Annotated in this window: 25 protein-coding genes and 1 other annotated feature (1 of these 26 only partly in view); of the genes, 3 read left to right on the top strand and 22 right to left on the bottom strand. The window is 48.6% G+C overall.

Going from position 1 to position 25,321, the window contains the following annotated elements:
* The 14 genes from pgeF to Q0757_RS01970 form a co-directional block, all read right to left on the bottom strand.
* On the bottom strand, window positions 1-810 hold the full coding sequence (gene pgeF / locus Q0757_RS02035) for a peptidoglycan editing factor PgeF (protein WP_298784200.1): 810 nt from the start codon (window positions 808-810) through the stop codon (window positions 1-3).
* A gap of 119 nt (window positions 811-929) precedes the next feature.
* Window positions 930-2,111 (bottom strand): cell division protein FtsZ, encoded by a 1,182-nt coding sequence (ftsZ, locus tag Q0757_RS02030; protein ID WP_298784199.1) that lies wholly within the window; start codon window positions 2,109-2,111, stop codon window positions 930-932.
* Window positions 2,112-2,149: 38 nt separating this feature from the next.
* Entirely contained in the window at window positions 2,150-3,478 is a 1,329-nt protein-coding gene (gene ftsA / locus Q0757_RS02025; protein ID WP_298784197.1) for a cell division protein FtsA, read from the bottom strand.
* Between the two features lie 211 nt (window positions 3,479-3,689).
* A complete protein-coding gene (locus Q0757_RS02020; protein ID WP_298784195.1) occupies window positions 3,690-4,589 on the bottom strand; it encodes a cell division protein FtsQ/DivIB in 900 nt (299 codons plus the stop codon).
* A 29-nt stretch (window positions 4,590-4,618) separates the two neighbouring features.
* The gene (gene murB / locus Q0757_RS02015) at window positions 4,619-5,539 is read right to left on the bottom strand and encodes a UDP-N-acetylmuramate dehydrogenase (RefSeq protein WP_298784194.1); all 921 of its coding nucleotides are present in this window, start codon (window positions 5,537-5,539) and stop codon (window positions 4,619-4,621) included.
* Between the two features lie 168 nt (window positions 5,540-5,707).
* Window positions 5,708-7,063: a UDP-N-acetylmuramoyl-L-alanine--D-glutamate ligase gene (gene murD / locus Q0757_RS02010; RefSeq protein ID WP_298784192.1), complete on the bottom strand. Its 1,356-nt coding sequence runs from the start codon at window positions 7,061-7,063 to the stop codon at window positions 5,708-5,710.
* Window positions 7,063-8,034, bottom strand: coding sequence for a phospho-N-acetylmuramoyl-pentapeptide-transferase (gene mraY, locus Q0757_RS02005; RefSeq protein WP_298784190.1), 972 nt, complete (start codon window positions 8,032-8,034; stop codon window positions 7,063-7,065). Before mraY ends, murD begins: the two co-directional genes overlap by 1 nt.
* Before the next feature lie 27 nt (window positions 8,035-8,061).
* Window positions 8,062-9,531, bottom strand: a complete 1,470-nt coding sequence (locus Q0757_RS02000) for a UDP-N-acetylmuramoyl-L-alanyl-D-glutamate--2,6-diaminopimelate ligase (protein ID WP_298784188.1) — start codon at window positions 9,529-9,531, stop codon at window positions 8,062-8,064.
* A gap of 175 nt (window positions 9,532-9,706) precedes the next feature.
* On the bottom strand, window positions 9,707-11,995 hold the full coding sequence (locus Q0757_RS01995; protein ID WP_298784186.1) for a penicillin-binding protein: 2,289 nt from the start codon (window positions 11,993-11,995) through the stop codon (window positions 9,707-9,709).
* A 106-nt stretch (window positions 11,996-12,101) separates the two neighbouring features.
* Entirely contained in the window at window positions 12,102-12,470 is a 369-nt protein-coding gene (gene ftsL / locus Q0757_RS01990; RefSeq protein WP_298784185.1) for a cell division protein FtsL, read from the bottom strand.
* Window positions 12,470-13,429, bottom strand: coding sequence for a 16S rRNA (cytosine(1402)-N(4))-methyltransferase RsmH (rsmH, locus tag Q0757_RS01985; RefSeq protein WP_298784184.1), 960 nt, complete (start codon window positions 13,427-13,429; stop codon window positions 12,470-12,472). Before rsmH ends, ftsL begins: the two co-directional genes overlap by 1 nt.
* Window positions 13,430-13,466: 37 nt before the next feature.
* On the bottom strand, window positions 13,467-13,898 hold the full coding sequence (mraZ, locus tag Q0757_RS01980; RefSeq protein WP_298784502.1) for a division/cell wall cluster transcriptional repressor MraZ: 432 nt from the start codon (window positions 13,896-13,898) through the stop codon (window positions 13,467-13,469).
* Between the two features lie 149 nt (window positions 13,899-14,047).
* Window positions 14,048-15,670 carry a bacillithiol biosynthesis cysteine-adding enzyme BshC gene (gene bshC, locus Q0757_RS01975; protein ID WP_298784182.1) on the bottom strand — a complete coding sequence of 541 codons (1,623 nt, stop codon included), beginning with the start codon at window positions 15,668-15,670 and terminating at the stop codon, window positions 14,048-14,050.
* A gap of 33 nt (window positions 15,671-15,703) precedes the next feature.
* Window positions 15,704-16,087 (bottom strand): DUF3397 domain-containing protein, encoded by a 384-nt coding sequence (locus Q0757_RS01970; protein ID WP_298784500.1) that lies wholly within the window; start codon window positions 16,085-16,087, stop codon window positions 15,704-15,706.
* Window positions 16,088-16,309: 222 nt separating this feature from the next.
* On the opposite strand from Q0757_RS01970, the gene Q0757_RS01965 reads away from it, so the two are divergent.
* A complete protein-coding gene (locus Q0757_RS01965; RefSeq protein WP_022792685.1) occupies window positions 16,310-16,828 on the top strand; it encodes an N-acetyltransferase in 519 nt (172 codons plus the stop codon).
* A 65-nt stretch (window positions 16,829-16,893) separates the two neighbouring features.
* Here the strand turns inward: Q0757_RS01965 and rpmF are convergent, their stop codons facing one another.
* The gene (gene rpmF, locus Q0757_RS01960; protein WP_079476087.1) at window positions 16,894-17,067 is read right to left on the bottom strand and encodes a 50S ribosomal protein L32; all 174 of its coding nucleotides are present in this window, start codon (window positions 17,065-17,067) and stop codon (window positions 16,894-16,896) included.
* A 54-nt stretch (window positions 17,068-17,121) separates the two neighbouring features.
* On the bottom strand, window positions 17,122-17,664 hold the full coding sequence (locus Q0757_RS01955; protein ID WP_298784171.1) for a DUF177 domain-containing protein: 543 nt from the start codon (window positions 17,662-17,664) through the stop codon (window positions 17,122-17,124).
* Between the two features lie 169 nt (window positions 17,665-17,833).
* Here Q0757_RS01955 and Q0757_RS01950 point away from each other — a divergent pair, with 169 nt between their 5' ends.
* Window positions 17,834-19,030, top strand: coding sequence for a nucleotidyltransferase (locus tag Q0757_RS01950; protein WP_298784170.1), 1,197 nt, complete (start codon window positions 17,834-17,836; stop codon window positions 19,028-19,030).
* Here Q0757_RS01950 and Q0757_RS01945 read toward each other — a convergent pair.
* From Q0757_RS01945 to Q0757_RS01925, 5 genes are all read right to left on the bottom strand, one after another.
* Window positions 19,027-20,088 (bottom strand): SepM family pheromone-processing serine protease, encoded by a 1,062-nt coding sequence (locus Q0757_RS01945; RefSeq protein ID WP_298784169.1) that lies wholly within the window; start codon window positions 20,086-20,088, stop codon window positions 19,027-19,029. The genes Q0757_RS01950 and Q0757_RS01945 overlap by 4 nt on opposite strands.
* 73 nt (window positions 20,089-20,161) lie before the next feature.
* Entirely contained in the window at window positions 20,162-20,656 is a 495-nt protein-coding gene (gene coaD, locus Q0757_RS01940; protein WP_298784168.1) for a pantetheine-phosphate adenylyltransferase, read from the bottom strand.
* A complete protein-coding gene (gene rsmD, locus Q0757_RS01935; RefSeq protein ID WP_298784167.1) occupies window positions 20,646-21,218 on the bottom strand; it encodes a 16S rRNA (guanine(966)-N(2))-methyltransferase RsmD in 573 nt (190 codons plus the stop codon). The genes coaD and rsmD overlap by 11 nt, the downstream gene beginning before the upstream one ends.
* Before the next feature lie 15 nt (window positions 21,219-21,233).
* Complete coding sequence (locus Q0757_RS01930; protein ID WP_298784166.1) at window positions 21,234-22,433, bottom strand: MFS transporter; 1,200 nt, start codon at window positions 22,431-22,433, stop codon at window positions 21,234-21,236.
* A gap of 73 nt (window positions 22,434-22,506) precedes the next feature.
* The gene (locus tag Q0757_RS01925; RefSeq protein ID WP_091610181.1) at window positions 22,507-22,779 is read right to left on the bottom strand and encodes a YlbG family protein; all 273 of its coding nucleotides are present in this window, start codon (window positions 22,777-22,779) and stop codon (window positions 22,507-22,509) included.
* A gap of 81 nt (window positions 22,780-22,860) precedes the next feature.
* Between Q0757_RS01925 and Q0757_RS01920 the strand changes: the two genes are divergently transcribed.
* Window positions 22,861-24,357 (top strand): NAD(P)/FAD-dependent oxidoreductase, encoded by a 1,497-nt coding sequence (locus Q0757_RS01920; RefSeq protein WP_298784165.1) that lies wholly within the window; start codon window positions 22,861-22,863, stop codon window positions 24,355-24,357.
* Here Q0757_RS01920 and Q0757_RS01915 read toward each other — a convergent pair whose 3' ends face one another.
* Window positions 24,358-25,128 (bottom strand): SDR family oxidoreductase, encoded by a 771-nt coding sequence (locus tag Q0757_RS01915; protein ID WP_298784164.1) that lies wholly within the window; start codon window positions 25,126-25,128, stop codon window positions 24,358-24,360.
* An 82-nt stretch (window positions 25,129-25,210) separates the two neighbouring features.
* Window positions 25,211-25,321, top strand: a binding site (T-box leader); it runs 92 nt beyond the window's last position.

The raw sequence follows: 25,321 nt of genomic DNA, 5'->3' as shown, positions 1-25,321 counted from the left end.
CTATATAATATAGATATAACTCATCATTCGTCCAGTTTTCCCGTTATCACGACGGTGGGAGAAAAACAGATCCTCTTCGGCATAAGTACAGTAACCGCTGACAGCAATACGTTCAGGGGGGATTCCTGCCTGTTCAAGCAGCAGTCTGTTGGCTGTCTTTAAATCAAGCGCGTAACGCCCATCTGCCTTTTCGACCCAAGGCTCCCCATCGGAAAAATCAAGTTGACTCTTAAATGCTGACAGGACCGTTTCATCCACTTCATAATTAGCTCCGGATATAGCCGGTCCGATCGCCACATATATTTGTTCAGGCGGGACCCCCTTATCTGCAAAAGCACGAATCATTTCAGCCCCAATGTCCGCGGCGGTTCCTTTCCATCCTGCGTGAGCTAACCCTGCCATCGCAGCGCTTTCTGCATAAAAGAACAGAGGAACACAATCAGCATAAAAACTGACAAGCGTCACTTCCTTCGACTCGGTAATCATGCCATCGGCTTCTGCCACAGAGGTTTCCCTCTGCTCACTCCCTTTGCCGGCATCACTGCGGCTGACTTCTACAATACGGCTGCCGTGAACCTGCTCTTCAGCAGTCCAGGTGGAAAGAGGACGGCCGATATGTTCGGCGGTGATCAGCCGGTTGTTTATCGTTACATTCCTGTCTTCACCTACATGAAGGGCAGTATTGCGGCTCTCGTAAGGCGGATTCCCCTCGCCGTTTACTCTTGTAGTAAAGCCGGCGGCAGCTGCTTTGCTGTTCATTTGCAGCTCGAGAATACCGTTTGTTAAAAGGTGAAACGGCTCAGGCTTCATGCCATCACGACCTTTCTGCTTGTTGATCAGTTATATGGCTTAAACGGAAATACTTCAGCATCAGCGAAGAAAAGCGGGCCGTATCCGGCCCGCTTTTTTCTTCTATCACCTGCCCGCGCCTAACGGCGGCGCCGGTTGCGCAGGAACGTTGGAATATCGAGTCCTTCGTCTTCTTCCTGTCCATCTCTATCTCTGGACGGTTCATTTTCAGAAACAGGCTCTTCCTTCCAGTCCTGCTGGGGTGCAGACTGCTGGGGCTGCTGCGGAGCCTGCTGCCTTGTCGGCTGCTGCCGGGAAACAGTCTGACGGCCTCCGCCACGTGTTCCCTGCGCGCTCCGCTGGTCTTCACTGTCCTGAAACCCTGTCGCAATAACCGTAACTACGATTTCGTCCTTCAGGTTTTCGTTAATAACCGAGCCGAAGATCATATTAACATCCGTGTCCGAAGCTTCAGATACAATCTCTGCTGCTTCGTGCACTTCAAACAGACTCAGGTTGGAGCCGCCGGTAATGTTCATCAGCACACCCTGAGCGCCTTCCACGGACGTTTCAAGAAGCGGGCTCGAGATGGCTTTTTTCGCCGCTTCCACTGCACGGTTTTCTCCGGTTGATATACCGATGCCCATTAACGCAGAGCCTTTTTCACTCATGATTGTTTTTACGTCGGCAAAGTCAAGGTTGATAAGTCCCGGTACCGCGATCAGATCACTAATGCCCTGGACGCCCTGGCGAAGGACATTGTCTGCTTCACGGAACGCTTCAAGCATCGGCGTGCTTTTGTCCACAATTTCAAGCAGACGGTCGTTTGGAATAACAATCAGCGTATCCACTTTTTCCTTTAAAGAGGAAATACCGTTGGAGGACTGCACCGCACGCTTTTTACCTTCAAATGTAAATGGGCGCGTAACGACGCCTACGGTCAGGGCCCCAATTTCTTTGGCTACTTCAGCAATAACCGGAGCAGCACCTGTGCCTGTGCCTCCGCCCATGCCAGCTGTGATAAATACCATATCGGCACCGGTGAGCGCTTCTTCGAGCTGCTCTTTGCTTTCTTCAGCAGCTTTTTTACCAATTTCCGGGTTCGCTCCGGCACCCAGGCCTCTTGTCAGCTTTCCGCCTAATTGAAGCTTTGTTTCTGCTTCTGATAATTTTAACGCCTGGGCGTCTGTGTTTACCGCAATAAATTCTACTCCCTGTAAACCGTTCTCAATCATACGGTTCACAGCGTTCGAACCGCCCCCGCCGACACCGATGACTTTAATCTGGGCTAGCTGGTCCATATCCATTTCAAATTCCAACATATGTGGTCCTCCTATATAGTCGTTTTATCCTTCATTACTTATTCAAAGAAAGATTTAAATACGCTTCGCATACGCTCTTTAAATCCAGGCTCCTCCGGATCTTTTTCCTTCGTCCGGTTTTGCTGGCGCGTGCTTGAACCATTGCGGTAATTCGCTTCTCCTGCTGAAGCCGGGCGGTCTGATTCTGCATATTTCTCAGAGCGTCCCGCTGCTACAACGGATTCCTCTCCACTATGAACCTTCATGCTTTTATATGCAAATTCAATCAGGCCGATACTGGCTGTATACGTAGGCTCCCGCACGCCGATATAGTCCGGCATTGCAAGGCGGACATGCTGCTTCCATATGTCCTGGGCAAGCTCGAGCGTTCCCGGCATCATGACCGCTCCTCCGGTTAATACATAACCTCCCGGAAGATCATAATAGCCCATGCGGTTGATTTCCTGCTGAACTAATGTAAGAATTTCTTCCATTCTCGGTTCAATAATTTCTGCAAGTTCGAGCTGCGTGAATTTTTTCTGATCATTGTTTCCAAGCGTCTGAATAGAAAAGGACAAATCATCAGAAGCATCATCAATAAAGGCATGGCCATGCTCAAGCTTCAGACGCTCTGCTTCTTCAGCGGTCGTTCTGATGCCGACAGAAATATCGTTTGAGATGTGGCTCCCGCCAATTGGGAGAAAGGACATTGTCTGCAGTTGGCCTTCCTGAAATACAGAGACCGTCGTCGAGCCGCCGCCAATATCAATCAGTGCCACCCCAAGAGAACGCTCGTCCTTTGAAACGGCTACGCTCCCTGAAGCCAACGGCTGAAGCACAATATCTGCAATTTCCAGTCCTGCTCGCTCCACACAGCGTAGTAGGTTATGTAAAGCGGTTTTAGCTCCTGTGATAATAGTTCCTTCCATTTCGAGACGAGTGCCGAGCATGCCGCGCGGATCTTTAATTCCATCCATCCCGTCCACAATAAACTGGGCCGGAATAATATCAATAATTTCTCTGTCGGGCGGAATGCTCATCACATGTGCCGCGTCGATAACTCTTTCCACGTCCTCGTCCTGAATTTCACGATCGGTGCTTGAGACGGCCACTATTCCATTACATGCCCGCATTTCCACCTGATTACCGTTAATTCCTACAATAACCTGCTTTACTTCTAAATCAACCATTCGTTCCGCCTGATCCACGGCTTCTTTAATTGCTTTGACCGTTTCATCGATATCGACGATTGCACCTTTTCTCATGCCGATAGACGGCGCCCGGCCGACTCCGATAATTTTCAAGGCACCACCGCTCATATCTCCGATAATCGCTCGTACAGACGATGTGCCGACATCAAGACTGACATACAAATTTTCACTGTTCAAGGTTGGGCACCCCCTTATAGATCTATTTTCGTTTCAATTTTATAGCTATTGTACCTTTTATAATTCCATACGCACCAGAATTATCCCGGTTGCGCTTCCATTAATAATATATGGCAGTATTTTTATCTGGGTTAAGAAAAATACGCCTTCTTTTCAGTCTACAACAACTATCTTCAATGGAAAAGGCAATTTTCAAACAATATTCATTCTTTTATTGCCCCGCTCCATCTGCACTATCATTTTCTTCTGTGCCGGAAGCTCCGTTTTCTGCCTCTTCAGGAGTGTCATTTCCTTCAATGAAGCTTTCCTCAGGCATCTGCTGTGTCCCTTCATTTTCATCTCCGGAGTTTTCCTGCGTTTCTGCTGCTTCAAAGTATGGAGCTCTCATCATATAAAGCACCCCGTTTTGCCCAGCATCAATATTTCTCGCAATGGAGGGGTATGAGCTCATATACTCCGAGAATCCGGAAACAGAACTGCGGACCTCAAGACCGTCGTTCATGTAAAGAGTGATGTTATCCTCTTCGCTTTCAGAAGGCTCGAAATACACTTCTGAAATCCGGTTGGTCACCCCTTCCCCCAGTTTGCCCAGCTCCTCTGCGAACGCTTCAAGTCTTTCCTCGTTTTCAAAATTCTGCAGAAGCGGTGCATCAGCCGGAAGTTCGCTGTTCACATCATCTGTCAGCGCATAACCGTTTTCAAGCACCGGGGCGTAAGCGCCTTCCATCTGTGTATAAGCAACTTTTTCATACTCAGTAACCTTAATGTTTACCGTCGCCGGCCACGACCTTGTTACTTCTGCTTTTTCAATTGCCGGCAGCTTTTCTACATTATTCTTAATCGCCTTTCTGTCCATTTCCCAGATATTTGTTCCAATCTGGGCCCCGCTGTCTTCTTTAATAACCTGTTTATCTGTAAATTGGGATCCGCTCGTTTCAATACTGCGGATATGACTTAACGGGGATTGAAAATAAATAACCAGTCCGATCAATACAAAAAATACAGCCAGATAGATAAACAGCCGGCGCCGTGATTTTTGCCGGCGCTGCTCCTTTAAACTGGGGTGATGCTCTTCGAGCGAGACCAGTTTGCCATCATTTGGCTTCCTCAAACCGCAGTCCTCCTCTATTTCCCCGCTTATCAGCTGTCAGCTGATCTTCTGTTTACGATTTCCACTTCGGTTTCAAGCTCAATACCGTAAGCTTCTTTCACGGAGGAGCGGGCTTTTTCAATTAATGCAAGCACATCAGATGCTTTGGCTTCCCCTGTGTTAACAATAAAGTTTGCATGAAGCTCTGATATCTGCGCACCGCCGATTACGTGTCCCTTTAATCCGATGTTCTCTATAAGTTCACCGGCATGGTCAGGCAGGGGATTCCGAAACACGCTTCCGGCACATGGATGAGCCCACGGCTGCGTTTCTCTTCTGTACTCTTTGTATTCCTGCATTTCTTTAAAGATGACATCTTTTTCTCCCTGCTCAAGCTTGAGCCTGGCGGCTACACATATACCCTTGTCCGACTGGAGCCTCGAGGTACGGTAGGCAAATCCCATTTCTTCGTTGGGAATCCATTCCATTGTTCCGTCCGGAAATAAAATTAACGCTTCTATCAGTACCTTCGACATATCAGAGCCGTGGGCGCCTGCATTCATAAATACTGCCCCGCCGACGCTCCCCGGGATGCCCCCGGCGAACTCCATGCCTCCGTATCCATCCCGGCTTAAAATCGTAGCAAGCCGGACTAGTGGATAGCCCGATTCCACGGTGACTATACCGTTATCGTTTTCCAAATTGGCAAGCTTCGTACCAAATTTTATTACCACGCCTTCAATTCCATCATCATCCACCAGCAGATTCGAGCCGCGTCCAATGGCACGCCATGGAAGATTTTCTTCACGAATCCAATCCATTGCGTTCGCCAGTTCCTCCACGCTTGTAGGCTCAACCAGCCAGTCCGCCGGTCCGCCGATTTTCCAGGTTGTGTGCTTTGCCAGTGGCTCATCCTTCAATACCTTGCCAAAGTCTTCGAAATTCCGTGCTGATTCCGCCTCTTGTCCCATACAGTCCCCTCCTGTTTATTCATTTGTTTATTTCGGGCTCCCTGGATTCCATTACTTTTTTGTGTTTGTTTTTATATAGGCTTATTTTAAAGAATGTATCATTTCGATCCATTCCTGAAACCACCTTTTAAAGGTAGCTTCAGGAGTGGAGCAAACCTGCACTCCATGTCATTTATACTTTTCTACATATTCCATAAACGTCCGGCCCCGCTCTTCAAACGTCCGGAACTGGTCCCAGCTTGCGCAGGCAGGTGAGAGCAGCAACACGTCCCCGCTTTCAGAAAGCTGAAAGCTTTTGTCTACAGCATCTGCCAGAAATTCTGTGCGGTGGATTTCAGTTACTCCTGCTTCCTGTGCAGAGGCCGCAAGTTTGTCCCGCGTCTCGCCGTAAGCAACGAGCGCCTTGATTTTCCGGAAAGATTCAATTAAATCATCGAAGGTGTTGCCGCGGTCAAGGCCACCGGCCAAAAGCACCACCGGCTCTTCAAAAGCTTCGATCGCCTTTTGGGTGGAAAGCATGTTCGTCGCTTTCGAGTCATTGTAGATTTTGCGTCCATTCACAATCCCGCTGAATTGAAGCCGGTGCTCGATGCCGTGGAAGTCGGATAAGGCCGAATCGATGGCCTGGTTGGAGGCGCCAAGTACTTTAGCAGCAGCAATCGCTGCCAGCATATTTTCCTTGTTATGCGCCCCCGGAAGAGAGGCACGCTCCACAGCCATCACCGGCTCAGTCTTATAATAAAACATACCGTCCTTCATATAGGCGCCGTTTTCACAAACAGTCTCTTTGGAAAAAGGCACAAGTACCGCGTCCGAGCTTTCGGCAATTCGTTTTACCTCTTTTTGATCATAGTTGTAGACTGCAGTATCTTCTGCGGTCATGTTCTGAAATAGCTTTGCTTTTGACTGCTCGTAGTCATTCCTCGATCCATGGTAATCCAGATGGGCATCGAAAAGATTCAGCAGCACCCCAACCTTCGGGCGGAACTTTTGTGTCCCTTTCAGCTGAAAGCTGGAAACCTCTGTAACCATAATCTGGTCTTTTTTTATCCGGGGAGCTACTTCACATGCCACACTTCCAATATTACCAGCTACAGCAGCTTCTCTGTGGTCCTTTTTGAAAATGGCCTGGATCAATGATGTAGTGGTCGTTTTTCCGTTCGAGCCGGTAATAGCCATCATCGTCCCTTCACACAGCTCTGCCGCAAGTTCAATTTCTGTAATAATATTGAATTGTTTTTCCAGAGCTTTTTTGATAAAAGGATGGTGATAGGGAATACCCGGATTTTTAACAATGACTGAAAACGGTTCTTCGAGCAGGGAGACTGGGTGGCTTCCAGTAATCAGCCGAATGCCGAGATTCTCAAGCTCCTGAACCTTCGCATCTCCTTTTTCCGCCTCTGCTCCGTCATTCACAGTCACCTCCGCCCCAGAGCGATGCAGCAGCTTCGCCGCCGCTAAACCACTTTTAGCCAGACCTACGACAAGCACTTTTTTTCCCTTATATTCTTTTAAGCGATCCATTATAAAAACACCTCTAATGCGACCCCGGACAGCCCGGCAGCAGCGCCCACCACCCAAAAGGCAGTAACAACCTGCCACTCCGACCAGCCTGACAGTTCAAAATGGTGATGAACCGGGCTCATTTTAAATACCTTTTTCCCTCTTAATTTGTACGAAATCACCTGGATAATGACACTCAGCGTCTCCAGAACAAATACGAGACCGATCACAATCAGCGTCAGCTCGGTTTTGGTTAAAATAGCTACAGCAGCAATCGCGCCCCCGAGCGCGAGGGAACCGGTGTCCCCCATGAAAATCTTTGCCGGGTATTTATTGAAGATTAAAAAGCCGAGCAGGCTGCCCACAACTGCAAACGCAAACAGCCCAACGTCCATATACCCAAGCGAAAAAGCGACCAGGGCATAAGCGGCAAACGCCATCGTTCCCGTGCCGGCCAGCAGTCCATCCAGCCCGTCCGTCAAATTCACTGCGTTGGAAGCACCGACGAGCATAATAATGATTAGAAAAAAATACGCCCATCCAAATTCGAGTGACCATTCAGTTCCCGGCACAGCTACACTTGTATCAAACGTGCCGTTATACAAAACAATAAAAAAGATAAATGCAATAACCACCTGGCCAATCAGCTTCTGAATACTTGTAAGGCCGAGGTTCCGTTTCATGACAATTTTAATGAAATCATCCAAAAATCCAAGTATTCCAAAGCCTACAGTTACAAGCAGGAGCAGCCAAATTTCTGTTGTGTAGCCGACAAAAAGCGGCAGCACGATGAGAGCAGTAATCAAAAGGCCGGCAATAATCATTACGCCTCCCATTGTTGGCGTGCCGCCTTTTTTCTGATGCGATTCCGGCCCCGTTTCCCGGATACTCTGGCCAAATTTCAGCCGCTTTAAAGCTGGAATAAGGACCGGTGCTGAAACCGCACATATAATAAATGAAACTATTGTTACTATTAAAGCTGCAAAACCCATCGAGGGAGCTCCTTTCAGTATGAAGCGCTAAGACTGTTTATTATTTTTCTTTCTGACCGCTTCTTTTGCTACTTCGCGGTCATCAAATTCCAACGTTTGATCCCCTATTACCTGGTACGTTTCGTGGCCTTTGCCTGCAACAAGCACTGTGTCCCCGTCCCCGGCAAGGAATACGGCACGTTCGATCGCCTTGCGGCGGTCCTCAATGATTTCGTATTCTGTACCGGCAAACCCTGCTTCCATCTGCTCCAATATTTCAGCCGGGTCTTCCGAGCGCGGATTGTCGGAGGTAAGAATGACCAGGTCACTGAACTTTTCTGCTGCAGCTGCCATCTTTGGCCTTTTTTCTTTGTCCCGGTCTCCGCCGCACCCTATCACGGTATAAAGACGCCCCTCAGTCATATCAAAGGCTGTTTGAGCAACATTTTCCAGTCCGCCCGGGGTATGGGCATAATCAACGACAATGGTGCTTTTCTGCCCTGCTTCCACTGCTTCAAATCTGCCGCTTACAACCGGGGCATGCTTCAGGCCATCAACGATGCTTGTGACAGAAACGTTTTCTGCAATACATGCAGCGATGGCTGCGAGCGCGTTGTATACATTAAACCTTCCAAGCAGTGGATACTCCACCTCCGTGCTCCCCCAAGGGGTGTTCAGCGTAAACGATGTTTTGCCACCGGAAGTTTTTATATTTTCAGCGTAAATATCGTTGCGGTCACTGATCCCGTATGTGAGCACCGGTGCTGTGGTCACTGCCTGAAAGTAATCGGAGGCTTCGTCGTCTCCATTTAATACCGCAGTGCTCAGCTCTCCCGCAAAGCTGTTGCCCAGCTGTGAAAACAGGAGGCTTTTAGCGTTTCTGTAGCTTTCCATCGAGCCGTGATAATCCAGATGATCCTGTGACAGGTTTGTAAAAACTGCTGTCCGGAACTGGACTCCCCGCACGCGCCCCATCTGCAGCGCATGAGAAGAAACCTCCATAACACAGCTTTCCACTTTATCCTCCCGCATCTTCGCAAACAGCTGCTGCAGCTCCAGGGATTCAGGCGTAGTGTTATTTGTCTCTACGGATTCACTTCCGATTTTTGCATACATAGTGCCGATTAACCCTGTCTTAGTCTGCTCTTCGTTTAGGATAGATTCAACTAAATGACTGGTCGTGGTTTTACCATTTGTCCCGGTAATACCGATTATGCGGACATCCTCTGTAGGGTGCCCGTAGAAATGATCCGCCGCGTAGGCCATTACCTTCTGCGTATCCTTCACTAGCCACACAGGAGCTTCGACGTCCACATGCCGTTCAGCTATCACAGCCGCCGCCCCATTACTTACTGCGTCGGCGGCAAAATCATGGCCGTCTACTTTGGTCCCTTCAATACAAAAAAACAGACCATTTGGGATTACTCCCCTGGAATCCATATGTAAGCTCTCGATTTCTTTGTCTTCGCGCTCAACCCGAACCATTATACTTGGAATAATGTCTGTAATATATTTCATTTCCGTGCCTCTTTTCTATCCGGAGCAAGTGTTTACCACTAATTATAGAAAAAACGTGTTTCGTCTTTCCCGGCTGTTTTTAAACGAATATACACGCAGAGAACTGCGTTCGTTCTCTGCGTACACCCCACTCATTCTAATGTGAACGATAAAACATGTCATGGGACAATCGTCATTAATTTTCTACCGGTGCTTCACTTTCTGCTGGCTGCTCTTCACCGGAGCTTTCCTCTGTATCATTTTCCTGAGCTTCAGGTTCCTCTGTTTCAGCCTCTTGTGGCTGTTGTTCCCGGTTTTCATTTTCCGCGTCAGCTTCTTCTGCTTCTGTCTGCTCTGCCTGAGCGTCCTCCAGTTCGTCCGGCGGAACCAGCTCGACTTCCATATTGCCGGCAGCACTAACGGCTGTGCCGGCTTCCACCGACTGGGAGCTGACATAGCCGGAACCGCTTGTGTCTATATCGATTTCAAGCAGCGCTTCAAGGCGCTGGATTTCCCGGAGTGACCATCCGCTGACATCAGGAATACTTTTTTGTCCATTTGTAAGGAAGATTACTTTTTCACCTACGATCAGCCGTTCCGAATTTGTAGGAATCTGATTTTCCACCTGGCTGCCGCTGCCGATTACCACCGGCTGCAGTCCCGCGTTCTCAGCGGCATTTTCAGCTTTATTCACCGATTTCCCGGTATAGTCTTCAAATTCGATACCTGATTCTTCATAGGCTTTTGTATCCTCAACATCCGAAGGGGTAAGATTCATGTATGAAAGGCTCTGCTGCATTACCGGATTAAAAATAGCGCTCACGGCATCCGAGCCTGTTTCTGTCGGCTCAAGCTCCGGACGGTCCACGACAACATAGACAATAATTTCCGGATCGTCCACCGGCGCCATGCCGATGAAAGAAAAGATATTCTGGTTTTCCCCGCTCAAGTAGCCTCCCCCCTCGGGATCAGAGATTTGAGCTGTGCCTGTTTTTCCCGCAACCTCTACTCCATCAATCTGGTACGGCGCCCCAGTGCCATGCTCTCCCTCAATGACGGTTTGAAGCTTTTTCCTAGTTTTTTCAGCTGCCTTCTTGCTGATCGGCTTGCCTGCTACGTTGGGTTCGGATTCATACGTTGTTTCGTTGTTGTTTGGGTTTTCAATGTGGTCGATCACATAGGGCTGCATCATTTTACCATCATTGGCTATAGCGGTGGCCCCCTGAATCATCTGAATAGGAGTAACTGTAGAAGCCTGCCCGAAGGCTGTTATACCAACGTTTAATGGTGTCTCTTCCGCTAATGCGCCGTCCGCTTCATTCGGCAGATCAATTCCGGTTTCCTGGCCGAAACCGAATTTTTCCAGGTAATTAAACAGGGCTCCTTCAGGCAGAATTTCAAGCGCAATCCTCATAAATGCTACGTTCGAAGAACGCCGGAGACCTTCATTATAAGTGATTTCTCCCCAACCTTCCCCGTTGTTATGATCCCGGATTGTTTCCCCGGAAACGTTATATGTGCCGGACTCATAAGTATCCTTGCCTTCAAAGACTCCTTTATCAATCGCAGCTGCCAGCGTAAAGATTTTCATGGTCGACCCGGGCTCAAACTGATCGGAGACAGCATAGTTGGTGTAGTTTTCGATTTCTTCATATTCATTCGGGTTAAAGCTCGGGCGGTTGCTCATACCGAGTATTTCCCCACTGTCTGCGTCTGCTACAATGCCCATAATTTTGTTTGGGCTGTAGCTTTCTTCCACCTCTGACATCGACTGTTCAAGCACGCTTTGAATATTTCCATCCAAAGTCAGGTAAACGTCTTTGCCGTCTTCAGCTGTGTTCGTTGTGGTCTCATCTTCGTCAAGAAGAGCATTCTCTTCAGACTCTGTTCTTGTTCCGTCTTTTCCGGTCAATTCTTCATTCAATCCGGCTTCAAGTCCCATGTGAGCTTCTGACATATCCCGACTCATATAGCCAAGCACGTGGCTTGCAAACGTCTGGTTCGGATAGTAGCGCGTCGGCTCCTCACGAAAATGTATACCTGCAAGATCAAGCTGCTCGATTTCTTCTCGTTCAGACAGCGTTAAATACTTGCTTCCGGAACCAAGCTCCACCTGGTACTGATCGCGTTCGAGCATGTCTTTCAGCTCTGCATTTTCCATACCGATCAGTGGCCCAAGCTCTCTCGCTACCCTGTCCGGGTTTTTCACATGATCATCGTAGGATTCATCGAGGACGGCATACACAGAATAAGAGGGCACCTGTTCTGCCAGAGGTTCTCCCTGCTTGTCAAAAATAGTCCCTCGTTTCGCATCAACGGTTTCAGTCGTGGTATATCTGGAGTCTGCCATACTTGCAAGGTCATTTCCCTCTACTGTTTTTCCCACCTGGATGTACACCATACGGCCGGTGAAAACGAGAAAGAAAACAGCTACAGCAATGACCAGTAAAAGCGCCCGTACTTTCGTGCTTTTCAATTTCTTCATGCTGAGAACGTTCACCACCTGAGTTTTTACATGTGCCGGGGCCGCAGTTAACTTGCAAGAAGGGAGCAGTACTACCGTGTTTCCACGGATTCCCCTCCCTTCTGCATCAGTTCTGTTCTGTTCCGTTTACGACTTGAATATTTTCATCCTTCATTTCCATACCCAGCTCATTTTTCGCGTAGTCCATGATACGCTCCGGTGAACTAAGTTCAGCAACCTGCAGCTCAAGGTTCTGATTCACCTGCTGCTGCTCCTGGACCTGTGTTGCGGTCTGGTCAATCTGCTGGTCCTGGGCGTGTATCGTAGCGAAATTCGAAACGATGAAAAAGGATGCGATTAAAATCCCGATAATAACGGCCGTCATTATCAGTTTTTCACCCTTTGTAATCCCACCACGAACGTGGTACTGGACTTTTTTATGTACGATTTGTTTGTCTTCCTGCTGGCGTTTAATCTGCTGTGCCAAATTCTCCATTATTGTTTACCCTCCTCGCGTTTTTCGATGATTCGAAGCTTCGCGGAAGCCGCCCTTGGATTTTGCGTCAGTTCATCTTCTGATGGCAGGATCGGTTTCTTTGTAACCAGGTTAAAATCTGGTTCTGCTTCATCGGGCACGACCGGGAGCCCCTTCGGAAGCGGAGGTGGAGAACTTTTCTGTTTAAACAACCTTTTACAAATTCTGTCTTCTAACGAATGAAATGTTATGACACATAATCTTCCGCCCGGCGCCAGCATTGTCAGCGCATCGCCAAGCGCTTCTTTGAACACATCAATTTCATTATTTACAGCAATTCGCAAAGCCTGAAAAGTCCGCTTCGCCGGATGCCCGCCCTTTCTCCTGGCCGGTGCAGGTATTGCACTTTTGATGATTTCAACTAGTTGTTCAGTGGTTTCAATACGGTGATCTTCACGCGCTTTTTCGATTTTTCTGGCAATCTGCTTTGAAAAACGCTCTTCCCCGTACTCCGAGAGAATCTGCCAGATCTCCTGAAATGATGCTTCATTGACGATATGTGCTGCTGTACGCTCCTGCCTGTGCCTGTCCATTCTCATGTCAAGAGGGGCATTATAGCGGTAGCTAAATCCTCTTTCCGGCCGGTCGAACTGCGGCGATGAAACTCCAAGATCGAATAATATCCCGTTTACCTGCCCGGCTTGAAGCTCAAGCAGTTCTTCCTTTAAAAACTGGAAATTGCTATGTACGATCCTGAAATTCTCCCCATAAACCTGAAGCCGCTGCTGTGCATGAGCGATCGCTTCCTCATCCTGGTCAAAGGCTATTAAAAGGCCTTCGGAAGAAAGCTGCTTCATGACTTCTTCACTGTGTCCGCCGCCCCCGAGAGTACAATCAACATACACCCCATCCGGATGTATATTCAGCCCCTGGACTGCTGCTTCCTTTAATACGGTTTCATGCTCAAATTGTGGCGGCACTTCTATTCCTCCGGCAAAAACGTGTTTGATACTGCTTTTAAAAATCTAAATCGGCCATGTTCTCTGCGATATCCGGAAATGCTTCCTCTGATTCTGCGTAATATTCGTCCCATTTGTGTTTATCCCATATTTCTACTCGGCTGCTTACCCCGATGATCATACATTCTTTTTTTAATTCTGCATATTGGCGGAGGGTGGTTGGAATCATCGAACGTCCCTGCTTATCAAGTTCACATTCAGATGCACCTGAAAAGAAAAAACGTGTGAATGCCCTTGCGTCTTTTTTTGTGAAAGGCAAAGCTTTTAATTTGGTTTCAATACGTTCCCATTCGTCGTAAGGATAAACAAACAAGCATCCATCCAGACCACGGGTAACGACGAAAGAATCTCCCAGCTTCTCCCGAAAACGGGATGGGATAATGATTCTTCCTTTATCGTCCATATTATGTTGATATTCTCCCATAAACATATGGACCCAACCTTTCACCACTCCATATATTTAAGTTACCACATTCCCCCACTTTGTACCACTTTTTCCGGAAAATTTTTTTAACAAAAAAACTTCCCGCTATTTCGGGAAGTTTCTATCCGGATATTATATAAATCAGTACAAAGACGCTACAGTAATATAATGTTCTGCCGACCGCTCTTCCAATCCGTTTTGGCTGAAACCTGTTCCGGAAGACAGGCGCCAAATTCATTTAGCATAAATAAAATATTGATCTGCCGTTCTGCCGGCTCCCGGCGCGGATACAGCTGCCCAATGATTAATTCGAGCCGCTGTATATGAACCTGAACTGTGCGCTCCTGCTCCGCATCCAGCCGGTTTCCAAGATAACCGACTTCTTTTTCAATACGCCGCCAGTTTTCTTGTGCAAAGCTTTCCTGCGAAGGAAACTGGCGAACCCATTCGTCCGCAAGAGCGGCATGCGCTTCTTTCATTTCCTCCATTACCCTTGCTGCTTTAGCTTTCCCGTCCACTTCCAGGGCAGCATGCTTTACCTCCTGAAGCTTTTGTTTTAGTGCCGGTAAATTCAGCAGTTCTCTAAAGGGAATGCGTTCTTTTTCGGCGGCCTGCTGCACCTGCCGGGTAACGTAATGCATCTCCATCCGCTTTTGCACCACTGGGACCCGCAGGTCCAGTGCTTCAAACAACGGCTTCAAAAGAGACCAGTACTGCATTTCCCCCGGGCCCGCCACAAAATGAAGAACCGGAAGCATCTGCTCCTGCATTAAAGGCCGGGTGACTACATCCGTACTGAAAAGAAAGGGGGAATGCACCGATTCTCTCAGTAATTCCTTCGTGTTCATCACATCCCCTGTTCTCCGGCTGCGCCAGACGCCATCTGAATATTCAAGCAGGTGCCGCACATGATTTATATGATAAAACAGGTGCCCGCTGTCAAAATTGATGCCCCCGACATCCCCGTACCCAGCTTTTGCTCTTTCGACTGTGCCTTGATAAACAGCCTCGTTTATTTTTCCCGGCTCAGAGAGCAGGCTTTTAAAAAGTGGAGCCCCCAGCTCTCTCCATTCCGGCTGCTGAGGGTCCATCATAATGAGATCTGTTTCTTTAAACAGCCAGCGCATCATCTCTGCGAAAAACTGGGACCAGGACACCGATCGGTGAACAAGTACACGCACTTCGTTTCTTAATTCCTTTGTAAACGGGCTCTCACGGAGCTTCGAAAAGGCCTCTTCCACAAATGCTTCCGCTTCCTCTGCGTTAAACGGCTGCTCGGACACAGGCACGTTCGGCAGAAAGTTTCCTTCAAATCTTGTTTTATCGAGATGTCCATCGACCGGGAAATTGACATGGTTTATTTCCTCCCAGTCATGGTCCTCGCCCGCGATCCAAAACAACGGAAGCACGGGACGGCCCAGCCGCTTTTGTTCCTTTTCTGCCAGCTTAATCACCGATAAGGCCTTGGATATAACCATAGAAGGGCCGGTAAGCATACCGGCCTGCTGGCCACCGGCTACAATGACAGCTTCTTCACTTTCAAGTTTTTCGAGAGCTGCAACGGCTCTTTCTCCGTAGTACAGACTGTCGTTATACTTCTGCAAAAGCTGCTTTAAGCGCCGGCGCTCAAAAGACCGGCCGTCTAAATAACGAAGCCGGTCCTGCACCCCCTGGGTATCCCCAGCGTAATGAAAGAGCTGTCTGGCACTGGGTTCTCCCTGTTGATAGTCATGCAAAAAATGATTGTTTTCTATTGGTTGATCGTACAGCACTTTCATATCAAACTACCATCCTTTATGCCTTGCTCCGTTCTATGCCGTGAACTGCAGATACACCCAGTACCCGGCTAACAGGACATATCCTGCCGCAAATATAAAAAAGCTGCATCTCCATATGCCCTTCAGCACCCGGAAAAATTCCAGCTCCTCCCGGGAATGATAATGGATAATGGATATCACTATGGCACTGGCCAGAATCACTAAATAAATGACCCACAGATAGGATTCATTCCACAGGTCACTGGACCATCTGTGCACCGAAGCAATAAACAACAGCGTAGTTGAATCACAGGCAGCGCGGAAGGCGTATGCTTTTCTTTTCGTTAATTTTGCCGTGACCAGATAGGCTATGTACCAAAAAGCCGGCGGAAAGGCCAGAGCTGCTTCCATTAACCATCCATATATCTGCTGTAGCATGTTTGTCACTTTCCCTCATCCAGTTTGCTCGCATTTTCTTAACTCTATCACATTAAACACCAATATTATTTATGAATTATAGATGTCTCAAGCATTTTAGCATATCTCTTCTCTCCGGACTAGTAGCATCCGGCGATCGGGGACACCGACTTTTCACTTTTCGATTTAAAACGTTTTCGTGTATAATGAAGTTGGAAGTTATTAGTGAAGGAGGCCAATCGCATGAGTGGAATAGAAGTTGTACCCTTACTCATAAACTACAAGACACTAGAAGAATTTCAAAACTTCAAAGAAGTTGGCGCTCAGGAGCTTTCCATGCAGGAGGAGCTCGAAGAAAACATTATGGAAAACGACAGCCGTTCCCCATTTTACGGCATCTATTTTGGAGACCGTCTGGTTGCACGTATGTGTTTATATACAATCACCGGCAAATATGACCGTTTCTTCGATCCCCCGCAGGATTACCTTGAGCTTTGGAAGCTCGAAGTACTCGAGCCTTACCGGGGTCGCGGCTTCGGAGAAGAGCTTGTCAACTACGCAAAAAGCTTTGAACTGCCAGTGAAAACAAACGCGCGCCAGCGTTCGGATGATTTCTGGCTGAAAATGGGTTTTGAGCCCGCAGAATATAACCCGGTCAGAGACCGTGGTGAAAACCCATACGTATGGTATCCAAAAGGGGTACAGCCGCAAAAAGCAGAAGAATTAACTGCAGAACCGCCTCTTTCTGATACCGAATCGTAATATCCTGCTCTTTAGCATCTATATAAAAAAAGCAGGGTGCCATCTTTGGCACCCTGCTTTTTTTATTACTTTTCTACAACTGTTTCGCCTTTGTAAGAACCGCAATTTCTGCACACACGGTGAGATAGTTTCTGCTCTCCGCATTGTTCGCATTCTACCATACCTGGTACTGCTACTTTTTGATGAGCTCTGCGCATACGTTTACGGGTCTTAGAAGTACGTCTAAAAGGTACTGCCATGATTCCCACCTCCTTATAAGATAAAGATTATTCCAACCAGTGAATGATTTTGGATCAGCTGGAGCCTTTATCGAAATACTTCGATAAATCAGCCATTCTCGGATCAACTTTAGGAGCTTCCTGCTCCCGTTCCTTTATTAATTCATCCTCCGAGATTACCCGCCAGTCGTCTCCGCTCTGGGGAGCAAGCGGCTCACCGTCCCCTTCCTTTGCAAAGACTCTAAGCGGCATTTCAAGGAAAATGTTTTCTTTAATATATGGGAGAAGATCGACAAAACCATCTTCTGGCTCGTGTTCGTTAACGTTTTCTTCGTCCGCCGGCATCCCGTCCAGCCGAAATGCTTCAAACATTTCTACATCAAACGGATGATGGACGTCTGCGAGCGTGCGTGCACATGGAAGTATCATAGTTCCCGTCAGCCGCAGGTGTACATGAAAGGTTTCTTCAACGATGGTCCCTTCACCCTGCACATGCACGGCACTGATATCCCGTAGTTCTTTATCGCGCTCAACCATCTCTGAAACATCTGCGTCTCCTTCGATGTTAAACGCCTGTTCGTGCTTTTTTGAAAGTAACTGCTGGATACCCCATTTCATCGGATCCACCTCCAGACAACAAGAGTAATTATATCCATCGAAACGTCCTTTGTCAACATTTTTTCTTTACAGTAAACCCTTTTGAACTCTCGAAAAACATCGTATCATGAATAAAGAAACGTGAAAAGCGATATATCCCGAAATACCCTAATTGAAAGGCGGACTTTTAATGAACGTTCTAGGAGTGGTTGTCGAATACAATCCTTTTCACAACGGCCACCTGTATCACCTCAAACAGGCCGCTGTCCAGAGTAAGGCCGATATAGTCGTATGTATTATGAGCGGCCCTTTTCTTCAACGGGGCGAGCCTGCTCTCGTTCCTAAAAGGGAACGGGCGGAAATGGCTGTCGCAAGCGGGGCTGACCTTGTTGTCGAGCTTCCATATATGTTTGCCTGCCAGCATGCTGACATATTTGCTGCCGGGGCTGTTTCCATTTGCAGGGAACTCGGCGTTACTGATTTAAATTTCGGAAGCGAGCACGGAGAATCCGCCCCATTTATAAAGCTTGTCGATTTTCTTTACGCGCACCAGGACCGTTTTGATGAGCGTGTCCGCTTTCATATTCAGGGAGGGTGCAGCTATGCTAAAGCTAACGAGCTGGCATACAGAGACTTAGAGGCCCCGGGCTTCCTGCCGGACTTAAGCCAGCCAAACAATATTCTTGGCTTCCATTACACAAAAGCTGCAGCAAAGGCTTACCCAGAGCTCCGGATTGACACCGTAAAACGAAAAGGTGCTTCCTATCACGACGTTTCTCCGCAGGATGCTTCTATCGCGAGTGCCACCAGCCTGCGGCGGATGCTTCAGCAGGGGAAAGACATCAGTTCATTTATTCCCGAAGCCTCCAGACGCATTCTTACCCAGCTGCCGCGTCTTCGGTTTTGGGAGGACTATTTTTCTATCCTGCAGGCCAAGATGGTAACTGCCTCCGATACAGAGCTTGCTTCCCACTATGATATGTCTGAAGGCCTTCATAACCGTATGAAGCGGCTGATGAAAGAAGCAGACGCTTTTGAGCAGTGGCTGCACCTGGTAAAAACGAAGCGTTATACATTGACACGTCTTCAGCGGACCGCTGTGCATATACTGACCGGCCTGACAAAGGATGAAGCCACTGCAGCCTCTGACGGCCAGAACGTTGATCATATACGGATTCTGGGCATGAACGCGCAGGGCCGCCTCTATTTAAACCAGGCAAAAAAACATATATCCGTACCTCTTTATACGAAAATGAGCAGTAAAAAAACACCGCAGCTCGCCCTCGGCGAACGCGCCGATAATGCTTATGCGCTTTTACTTTCGCCTGCTGAAAGACAAAAAGAATGGCGAAAGGATTATGACCTTCCGCCCCTTCTGCTTTTCTAAGATTTGCTTTCAGCCATTTTCTGCTCATCTGTTAGATAGTTTAAAGCTTCATCAAATGATTCCACCGGTACGATTTTCATATCAGTACCGATGTTTTCCGCCGTCTGTCTGGCAATTTCGTAATTGGACGGCGAAGCCATGCCGGACGCAGGGGCAAAAAAGACATCTATATTCTTTTTGTCCGCCGCCACGATTTTTTTGTCTATTCCGCCAATCGGACCGACTACGCCCTGTTCATCAATGGTACCGGTACCGGCTATTTTCTCTCCGTCTGTAAGATCTTCTTCGGTGAGCTGATTGTATACTTCAAGTGCAAACATCAAACCTGCGGATGGTCCTCCGATAGATCCTGCGTCGATCGTAACCTCCGGATCAAGAGAAACAGTTCTTTCCGTATAGGGATAAAGTATTCCAAGGCCGGAGTTTTCCTCCTCTCCGGTCGAAGCCGGAAACGATTCCACGGCAATCTCTGCTTCCATCTGCTTTTTATTCCGCCGGAAGGTGATCATTGCTTCTTCGCCGGCTTCGATGTTTGCAATCTCATTGTTCAACTCTTCAAGCGTCCGGGTTTCTTTTCCATCAACCGCCTGTATCAGGTCGCCCTCCTCCAGCTTTTCTGCCGCGTCCATCCCCTCAATAAAGTCCGCAACCCTCACTCCGCGATACTCCACATTGACAGTTTTTCCGGCCGCTTCATACGCTGCTATTTCTGCAGACTCCTGGGAGGCCTCCATCACCTGGCGCTGACGTTCAAAAAATTCCTCTTCACTTTCATCTTCAAACTGGTAGGAATTTTTCGGGGAAAGCTCGCGGTACGGAGAAAATACGGACCATAAAGCAAGTGCCGGCGTAGCACCCTGCTGAAACACAGTCGTTAAATACATTTCACCGGATTCCTCTGCTCCCTGCTCCACTTCCACCACCGAAGACAAACTGACTGCTGATCCAGGCTGTATATAATAGTACGGAAGAGGCACCTGAGTTAATATAAGCACCACAGCTGCTATCACAGCTGCAGTGATAATCCGCCGCTTCTTCCTGCTTCGGGTGCGATACATGATCTTCATCCTTTATAAACAATTATTCTTCATCACACGAAGGACTGAATGGGAATTACAATGAATCGCACTTTTATCCCCGGTTTTTCTTCTCAAACTGTTCTCTAAGCGCGTCTTCTACGTGCGCAGGCACAAGTCCGGATACGTCCGCTCCGTATTCCGCTACTTCTTTAACAATACTCGAGCTCAGATAAGAGTACTGGTGATTTGTCATCATAAAAAACGTTTCCACGCCGGGTTCGAGTTTTCTGTTTATTGACGCTGCCTGCATTTCATATTCAAAATCAGAAACCGCCCGGAGTCCCCTTACGATCGTATCAGCTTTTATTTCTTTTACATAATCCACTAGAAGCCCGTGAAAAGCATCCACTTCCACTCCGGGCATATGCTTGACTGATTCTTCTATCAGCTTCACCCGCTGATCAATGGAAAAGAACGGTTCTTTTTTCCGGTTATGCAGTACTGCCACCACCACATGGTCAAATACATTGTACGCCCGTTCGATGATGTCCAGATGTCCGTTCGTAACCGGATCAAAGCTTCCTGGATAAATTGCTTTATTCGCCATTTTTAGCGCCTCCTGCCAGCTGTAATATTGTCAGTGTGGTATCTCCGTAATTTTTTTCTGCATATACAGACAGACGTTCGTCAAACGCTGCTGATTTTGCTGCGGCGTGCTCCCATATAAGCATTCCATCTTCTTTTAACACAGAGCAGTCCAGTATTTTTTCCACCAGCTGCCCTGCTTTTTCTTCTGCATAAGGAGGATCAAAAAAAATCAGATCAAATTGCCGTCCCCGGCTCTCAAGACGATCCAGTGCTTTAGAGGCTTCCGAACGGTAAACCTCCGCGCGGCCGCCCAGTGCGAGCGCGTCAATATTAGCCCGGACGGCCGTAACCGCGCTCTGGGCTTTGTCGACAAAAACAGCTGAACCGCACCCTCTGCTGAGCGCCTCAATTCCGAGGTTTCCGGTGCCGGCAAACAAATCAAGGACCGTTTCCTGCTCAGTAAAAAAAGGGCCCAGCTTATGAAACAATGCCTCTTTCACTTTATCGGATGTCGGCCGTGTGCCCTGCCCGGGCACCGCTTTCAGCCTCCGCCCTTTAAGCTCTCCTGCTATCACTCTCATACGTTTCGCCTCACTCTATGATTCTGTGCGCTGCGCCAGCTTTGGAATCACCTTTTTGTACATAACAAATACAGCAGCACCCAATATGGCGGCACTGATTAAAAATAAACCTCGCATACCAAGAGCGGCGCTGACCAGCCCTCCGGCGGCCGGTCCAAGCATATTTCCCAGAAACAAAAAACTGTTGGAAAAGCCGTAGGCTCTGCTTTCCATCCCCTGGGGGGACAGCTGGCGGATTAACGTGTTAGCCGCCGGCAGAAGACCGCCAAGACACAGACCAACAAAAAAACGTGCAGCAATCAGCTGCCAAAGGTTTGTTACAAACGCCTGCGGTATGGAAAGGAGCACTGCACCGATTAACGAACCGAACAGCACATATTGCGCCCCTTTCGTATCACTGAGTTTACCAAGCTTTGGCGAAGCAAGCATGTTCGCTACTCCCAGGGAAGCCACAGCCAGACCAGCGTAAAAAGCATTTTCCTCTCTGCCGCTCAGTTCACCAACAAATACGGAAATGAGCGGATTGACTCCGATCAGTGCGAACTGCACAAGAAAAATAACGGTATACAGAGGGATCATAGGCTGCACGCCTGCAATCCTTTTGAAATCATCACTCGTTTTCGTTTTCTCAGCCTGCTCAGGTTTCTCGAAATCTTCCTTCACTAAAAACAAAACAGCAACCGCCGCCACGGCGATGCCGAGTCCGGTAATGTTAAATATAGCCCGGAAGCCAAAGGCGTCTGCCAAAAGGCCGCCGATCAGCGGACCGCAGATCGTTCCTGCCACAGTGCCCGACTGCAGCATGCCGAGCGCACGCCCTGCATACTCCTTCGGTGTGTTTGTAGACACGAGCGCAATCGAAGCAGGGATAAAGCCGCTGATGGTCCCGTTTAGCATTCTCAGGAAAAACAAACTCCATGGACCGGTGGCAAATCCCATCAGTACCATTACTATTGCCATCCCGAATCCGGACCGGAGCACCATCAGCTTACGGCCCTGTCTGTCTGCAATTTTACCCCAGAGCGGGGCAAATAAAAATGCCGTTAAAAAATTGACGCCAAAAATAACACCTGACCAGATACTTATCTGCCCAGGGTCTGTGACTCCAAGCTCCTGCAGATACAGCGGCAGGAACGGAACGATCATCGTCATGGCTGCCATTACAAAAAATTGGGCTGCCATTAATATATATAAATTTTTTCTCCATCTTACCATAAGAGAGGTCCCTTCTTTCTGCCTCCCTTATTATAAAACAGCGTCTCCCCACGGACAATAAAAGGAGCCTTATTTATATTCCAATGCTGTCATCCTGCGGTTGGCTTTCTTTTTCGACCTTGTGGTATTCTAGCGGAATAAATGGTTTTTCCGAACGTTCCACTCTTTCCACAAAACCAAGATTCCCGATTTGGCTCATAGCTGTATCGACATTTTCCTGATCCACATATATTACTGCGTATTTCATTTGTTTTGAAACGTAGTGCACTAATCCGTACTTTCTCAGCTGTCTCGCCTGTTTGACAGATTTAATCCAAACGGCTACACCAATTCTCGGCTGATGCATGAAAGCACATCCTTTCGCGTGATTTTCGTTAAGTCTAGCATGTCAAAAGAAAAAAGGGCAATGCTGTCTAGGAGGAGTAACATGAATCGACCATCTGTCATTGTTATTGGCGGAGGCTTCGGCGGGCTTACAACGGCTGCTCTGCTCGCCCGTCACCGTTATGACGTCACTTTATTTGAAGCTTCCAATGAATGGGGCGGGTGCGCCGGCAAGTTCACGCACAAGCCGTACCTGTTCCCTGTCGGCGCTACTCTCGGCCTCGGTCTGCAGCAGCCGGACGGGCTTCATCACCGGGTTTTCACCTATCTCGGGGAGCCAGTCCCAAAACACGAGCGTCTTGAAACCATTATGCAGGTGCACGCTCCTTCATTTACTCTCCCTCTCTACTCTTCGCGGGAAAAGCATATCGATACTCTCTGCCGGTTGTTTCCTTCCTCAGCAGACAGCATCCGTTCGCTATACCGCTATATTTTCCGTATTGGGGAGGAGCTGCGTAAGCTGATCCATCACCTTCCAGTCCTCCCAATGCAAAAGCCCGCTGATTTCATTCGTTCTGTGCAGGCGCTCAGGCCCGGCATCCTCGGCGCTGTCCGCTGGCTTGCCGCCTCCACCGAAGACGTGCTGCGGTACTATGGTCTGCAGGACACCGAGGTGCACCAGTATATTGACGGGCAGCTCCTGGACAGCCTGCAGACAAGCAGCCGCCACGCTCCTGCCCTGCTTGGATTGTACGCCCTCGATTTATACCATCAGGGCGCTTCCTATGTATACGGCGGGCTCTACCGTATGGCCGAACAGTTAAAAGAAGCAGGTGAGCGTCACGGGGCTTCTATGCAAAAACGCCGCCGCATCCAGGCTGTAGAAAGAAATGATGACGGCACATGGACAGTTATTGACCACCAGGACCGGAAGACAAGCGCTGATCACCTGGTGTTAAACATTCCTGTACAGGCCGCGCTCCCGCTGTTTCAGCCTGAAGAGCGGAAACAATTCACCCGCCGCTGGCAGACCAAATCGGAAACGCCGATCTGGAGCACCTTTTCCATATACGGCGTCTGTGAGCCGTCAGAACCGCCAGAAGCGTTATTTCACCAGCTGCTCTGGGACCAGAAGCTTCCCGGCATTTCAAGCCATCTGTTTTATTCATTATCGGCACCGGACGACCGCGTCCGGGCCCCTGAAGGTGAACGTACATTTACCGTATCCACTCACACCCCGCCCGAATACTGGGAGGATTTGTCGTTATATGAAGAAAGAAAGTCAGCAGTTACCACGGCGCTTACAGAAAAAATCCAGGAAGCCGGCCTGCCTGTCCAGCCGGAGCGGGTCCTTCCCGGAGCCCCGCACGCCTGGGAACGCTATACCAAACGTCCCCGCGGCATGGTTGGCGGATTCCCGCAGACGAGAAAAAACGTGTTTTTTCATCCCTTGTCCCACCGGTCCCCGCTTGAAAACGTTTGGTTCTGCGGAGATTCCATTTTTCCGGGCGCCAGTACGATGGCCGTTACTATGAGCGGGATTCATGTATTTGAATCAATCAGCGGCCAGTCGTTTGCCGCTCTTGAACGACAGCGGTAATCATTTGCGGTGAAACTGCCTGCGGCCGATTTTTTCCACTGCTGACGGCCACAGCTGATACAGCATACTTAGGACCTTCATCCACCGGAGCATAAACACCGTACGCTTCGGCTGCTCGAGCTGCTTAACCAGCTTTTCGGCCACTTTTTCGGGCGACAGGGCTATCTGCTCGACTGAACGCTTATACCTCCCGCTCGGATCTGCGCGGTCATGAAACTCCGTTTTTACGGGACCGGTATTTAATACGGAAATCCTCACACCGGTTCCGGCCGTTTCCAGGCGCAGCGCTTCGGCGAATCCAAGCACAGCACGCTTGCTTGCGGCGTAAACGGTGGCTTTCGGCGTGCCGATAATGCCTGCGGTTGATCCCGTGAAAACGATATGTCCTGCCATCTGTTTTAAATCAGGAAGCAGCGCCTGCGTAATGGCGATGTTTCCTTTTACATTTGTATCTATCATCTGCTCCCAGTCCGATAGGCTAAGCTGCTCCAGTTCACCAAACTTTCCTGTACCGGCGTTATTGATGAGTACGTCCGGGCTGCCATGCATATCGGTGATTTTTTTCATTTCTTCTGCAGCGTTTGCCGCCTCTTTCACATCCATCGTCCAGGCTACAAATTCCCCAGGCCAGTCCTTCCACTCTGCAGCAGCCGCCTGCAGCTTCTGCGTGTTTCTTCCTATACCTATTACCTTCTCTCCGTTCTGCACGAGCTTTTCTGCTGTTTTTCTGCCAATACCGCTGCTTGCTCCTGTTAGTATAATTGTTTTCAACTAATCTTCCTCCCAGACGTATTAAAACTTGACAAACTACCCGGCACTTCACATAATAGTAATCACAAATAAGCTGAATAGTACAAAAGCTGTGAAACGGAAATAGTAGGACAAAGCACCGACAGAGAGCATAGCCCTGAGCTGAAAGCTATGCCGGAATCCGCTTTGACTGAACCTGTCCGTGAGCTTCCTT

Source organism: uncultured Marinococcus sp. (assembly GCF_947493875.1).
Lineage (GTDB): Bacteria > Bacillota > Bacilli > Bacillales > Marinococcaceae > Marinococcus.
The sequence above is the reverse complement of the archived record's forward strand: the minus strand, read 5'-3'. Positions and strand labels throughout refer to the sequence as shown.

Bases quoted from the DNA above. Each gene is read 5' to 3' on its own strand.
- ftsL (WP_298784185.1), bottom strand. From the start codon at position 12,470: ATGGAGAATTTGGCACAGCAGATTAAACGCCAGCAGGAAGACAAACAA.
- Q0757_RS01920 (WP_298784165.1), top strand. From the start codon at position 22,861: ATGAATCGACCATCTGTCATTGTTATTGGCGGAGGCTTCGGCGGGCTT.
- Q0757_RS01925 (WP_091610181.1), bottom strand. From the start codon at position 22,779: ATGCATCAGCCGAGAATTGGTGTAGCCGTTTGGATTAAATCTGTCAAA.
- ftsZ (WP_298784199.1), bottom strand. From the start codon at position 2,111: ATGTTGGAATTTGAAATGGATATGGACCAGCTAGCCCAGATTAAAGTC.
- Q0757_RS01995 (WP_298784186.1), bottom strand. From the start codon at position 11,995: ATGAAGAAATTGAAAAGCACGAAAGTACGGGCGCTTTTACTGGTCATT.
- rsmD (WP_298784167.1), bottom strand. From the start codon at position 21,218: ATGAGAGTGATAGCAGGAGAGCTTAAAGGGCGGAGGCTGAAAGCGGTG.
- murD (WP_298784192.1), bottom strand. From the start codon at position 7,063: ATGGATCGCTTAAAAGAATATAAGGGAAAAAAAGTGCTTGTCGTAGGT.
- coaD (WP_298784168.1), bottom strand. From the start codon at position 20,656: ATGGCGAATAAAGCAATTTATCCAGGAAGCTTTGATCCGGTTACGAAC.
- Q0757_RS01965 (WP_022792685.1), top strand. From the start codon at position 16,310: ATGAGTGGAATAGAAGTTGTACCCTTACTCATAAACTACAAGACACTA.
- rpmF (WP_079476087.1), bottom strand. From the start codon at position 17,067: ATGGCAGTACCTTTTAGACGTACTTCTAAGACCCGTAAACGTATGCGC.
- Q0757_RS01945 (WP_298784169.1), bottom strand. From the start codon at position 20,088: ATGTATCGCACCCGAAGCAGGAAGAAGCGGCGGATTATCACTGCAGCT.
- pgeF (WP_298784200.1), bottom strand. From the start codon at position 810: ATGAAGCCTGAGCCGTTTCACCTTTTAACAAACGGTATTCTCGAGCTG.
- bshC (WP_298784182.1), bottom strand. From the start codon at position 15,670: ATGAAAGTGCTGTACGATCAACCAATAGAAAACAATCATTTTTTGCAT.
- mraY (WP_298784190.1), bottom strand. From the start codon at position 8,034: ATGGGTTTTGCAGCTTTAATAGTAACAATAGTTTCATTTATTATATGT.
- Q0757_RS02000 (WP_298784188.1), bottom strand. From the start codon at position 9,531: ATGAAATATATTACAGACATTATTCCAAGTATAATGGTTCGGGTTGAG.
- murB (WP_298784194.1), bottom strand. From the start codon at position 5,539: ATGGGACAAGAGGCGGAATCAGCACGGAATTTCGAAGACTTTGGCAAG.
- mraZ (WP_298784502.1), bottom strand. From the start codon at position 13,898: ATGTTTATGGGAGAATATCAACATAATATGGACGATAAAGGAAGAATC.
- Q0757_RS01930 (WP_298784166.1), bottom strand. From the start codon at position 22,433: ATGGTAAGATGGAGAAAAAATTTATATATATTAATGGCAGCCCAATTT.
- Q0757_RS01950 (WP_298784170.1), top strand. From the start codon at position 17,834: ATGAACGTTCTAGGAGTGGTTGTCGAATACAATCCTTTTCACAACGGC.
- Q0757_RS01955 (WP_298784171.1), bottom strand. From the start codon at position 17,664: ATGAAATGGGGTATCCAGCAGTTACTTTCAAAAAAGCACGAACAGGCG.
- Q0757_RS01970 (WP_298784500.1), bottom strand. From the start codon at position 16,087: ATGCTACAGCAGATATATGGATGGTTAATGGAAGCAGCTCTGGCCTTT.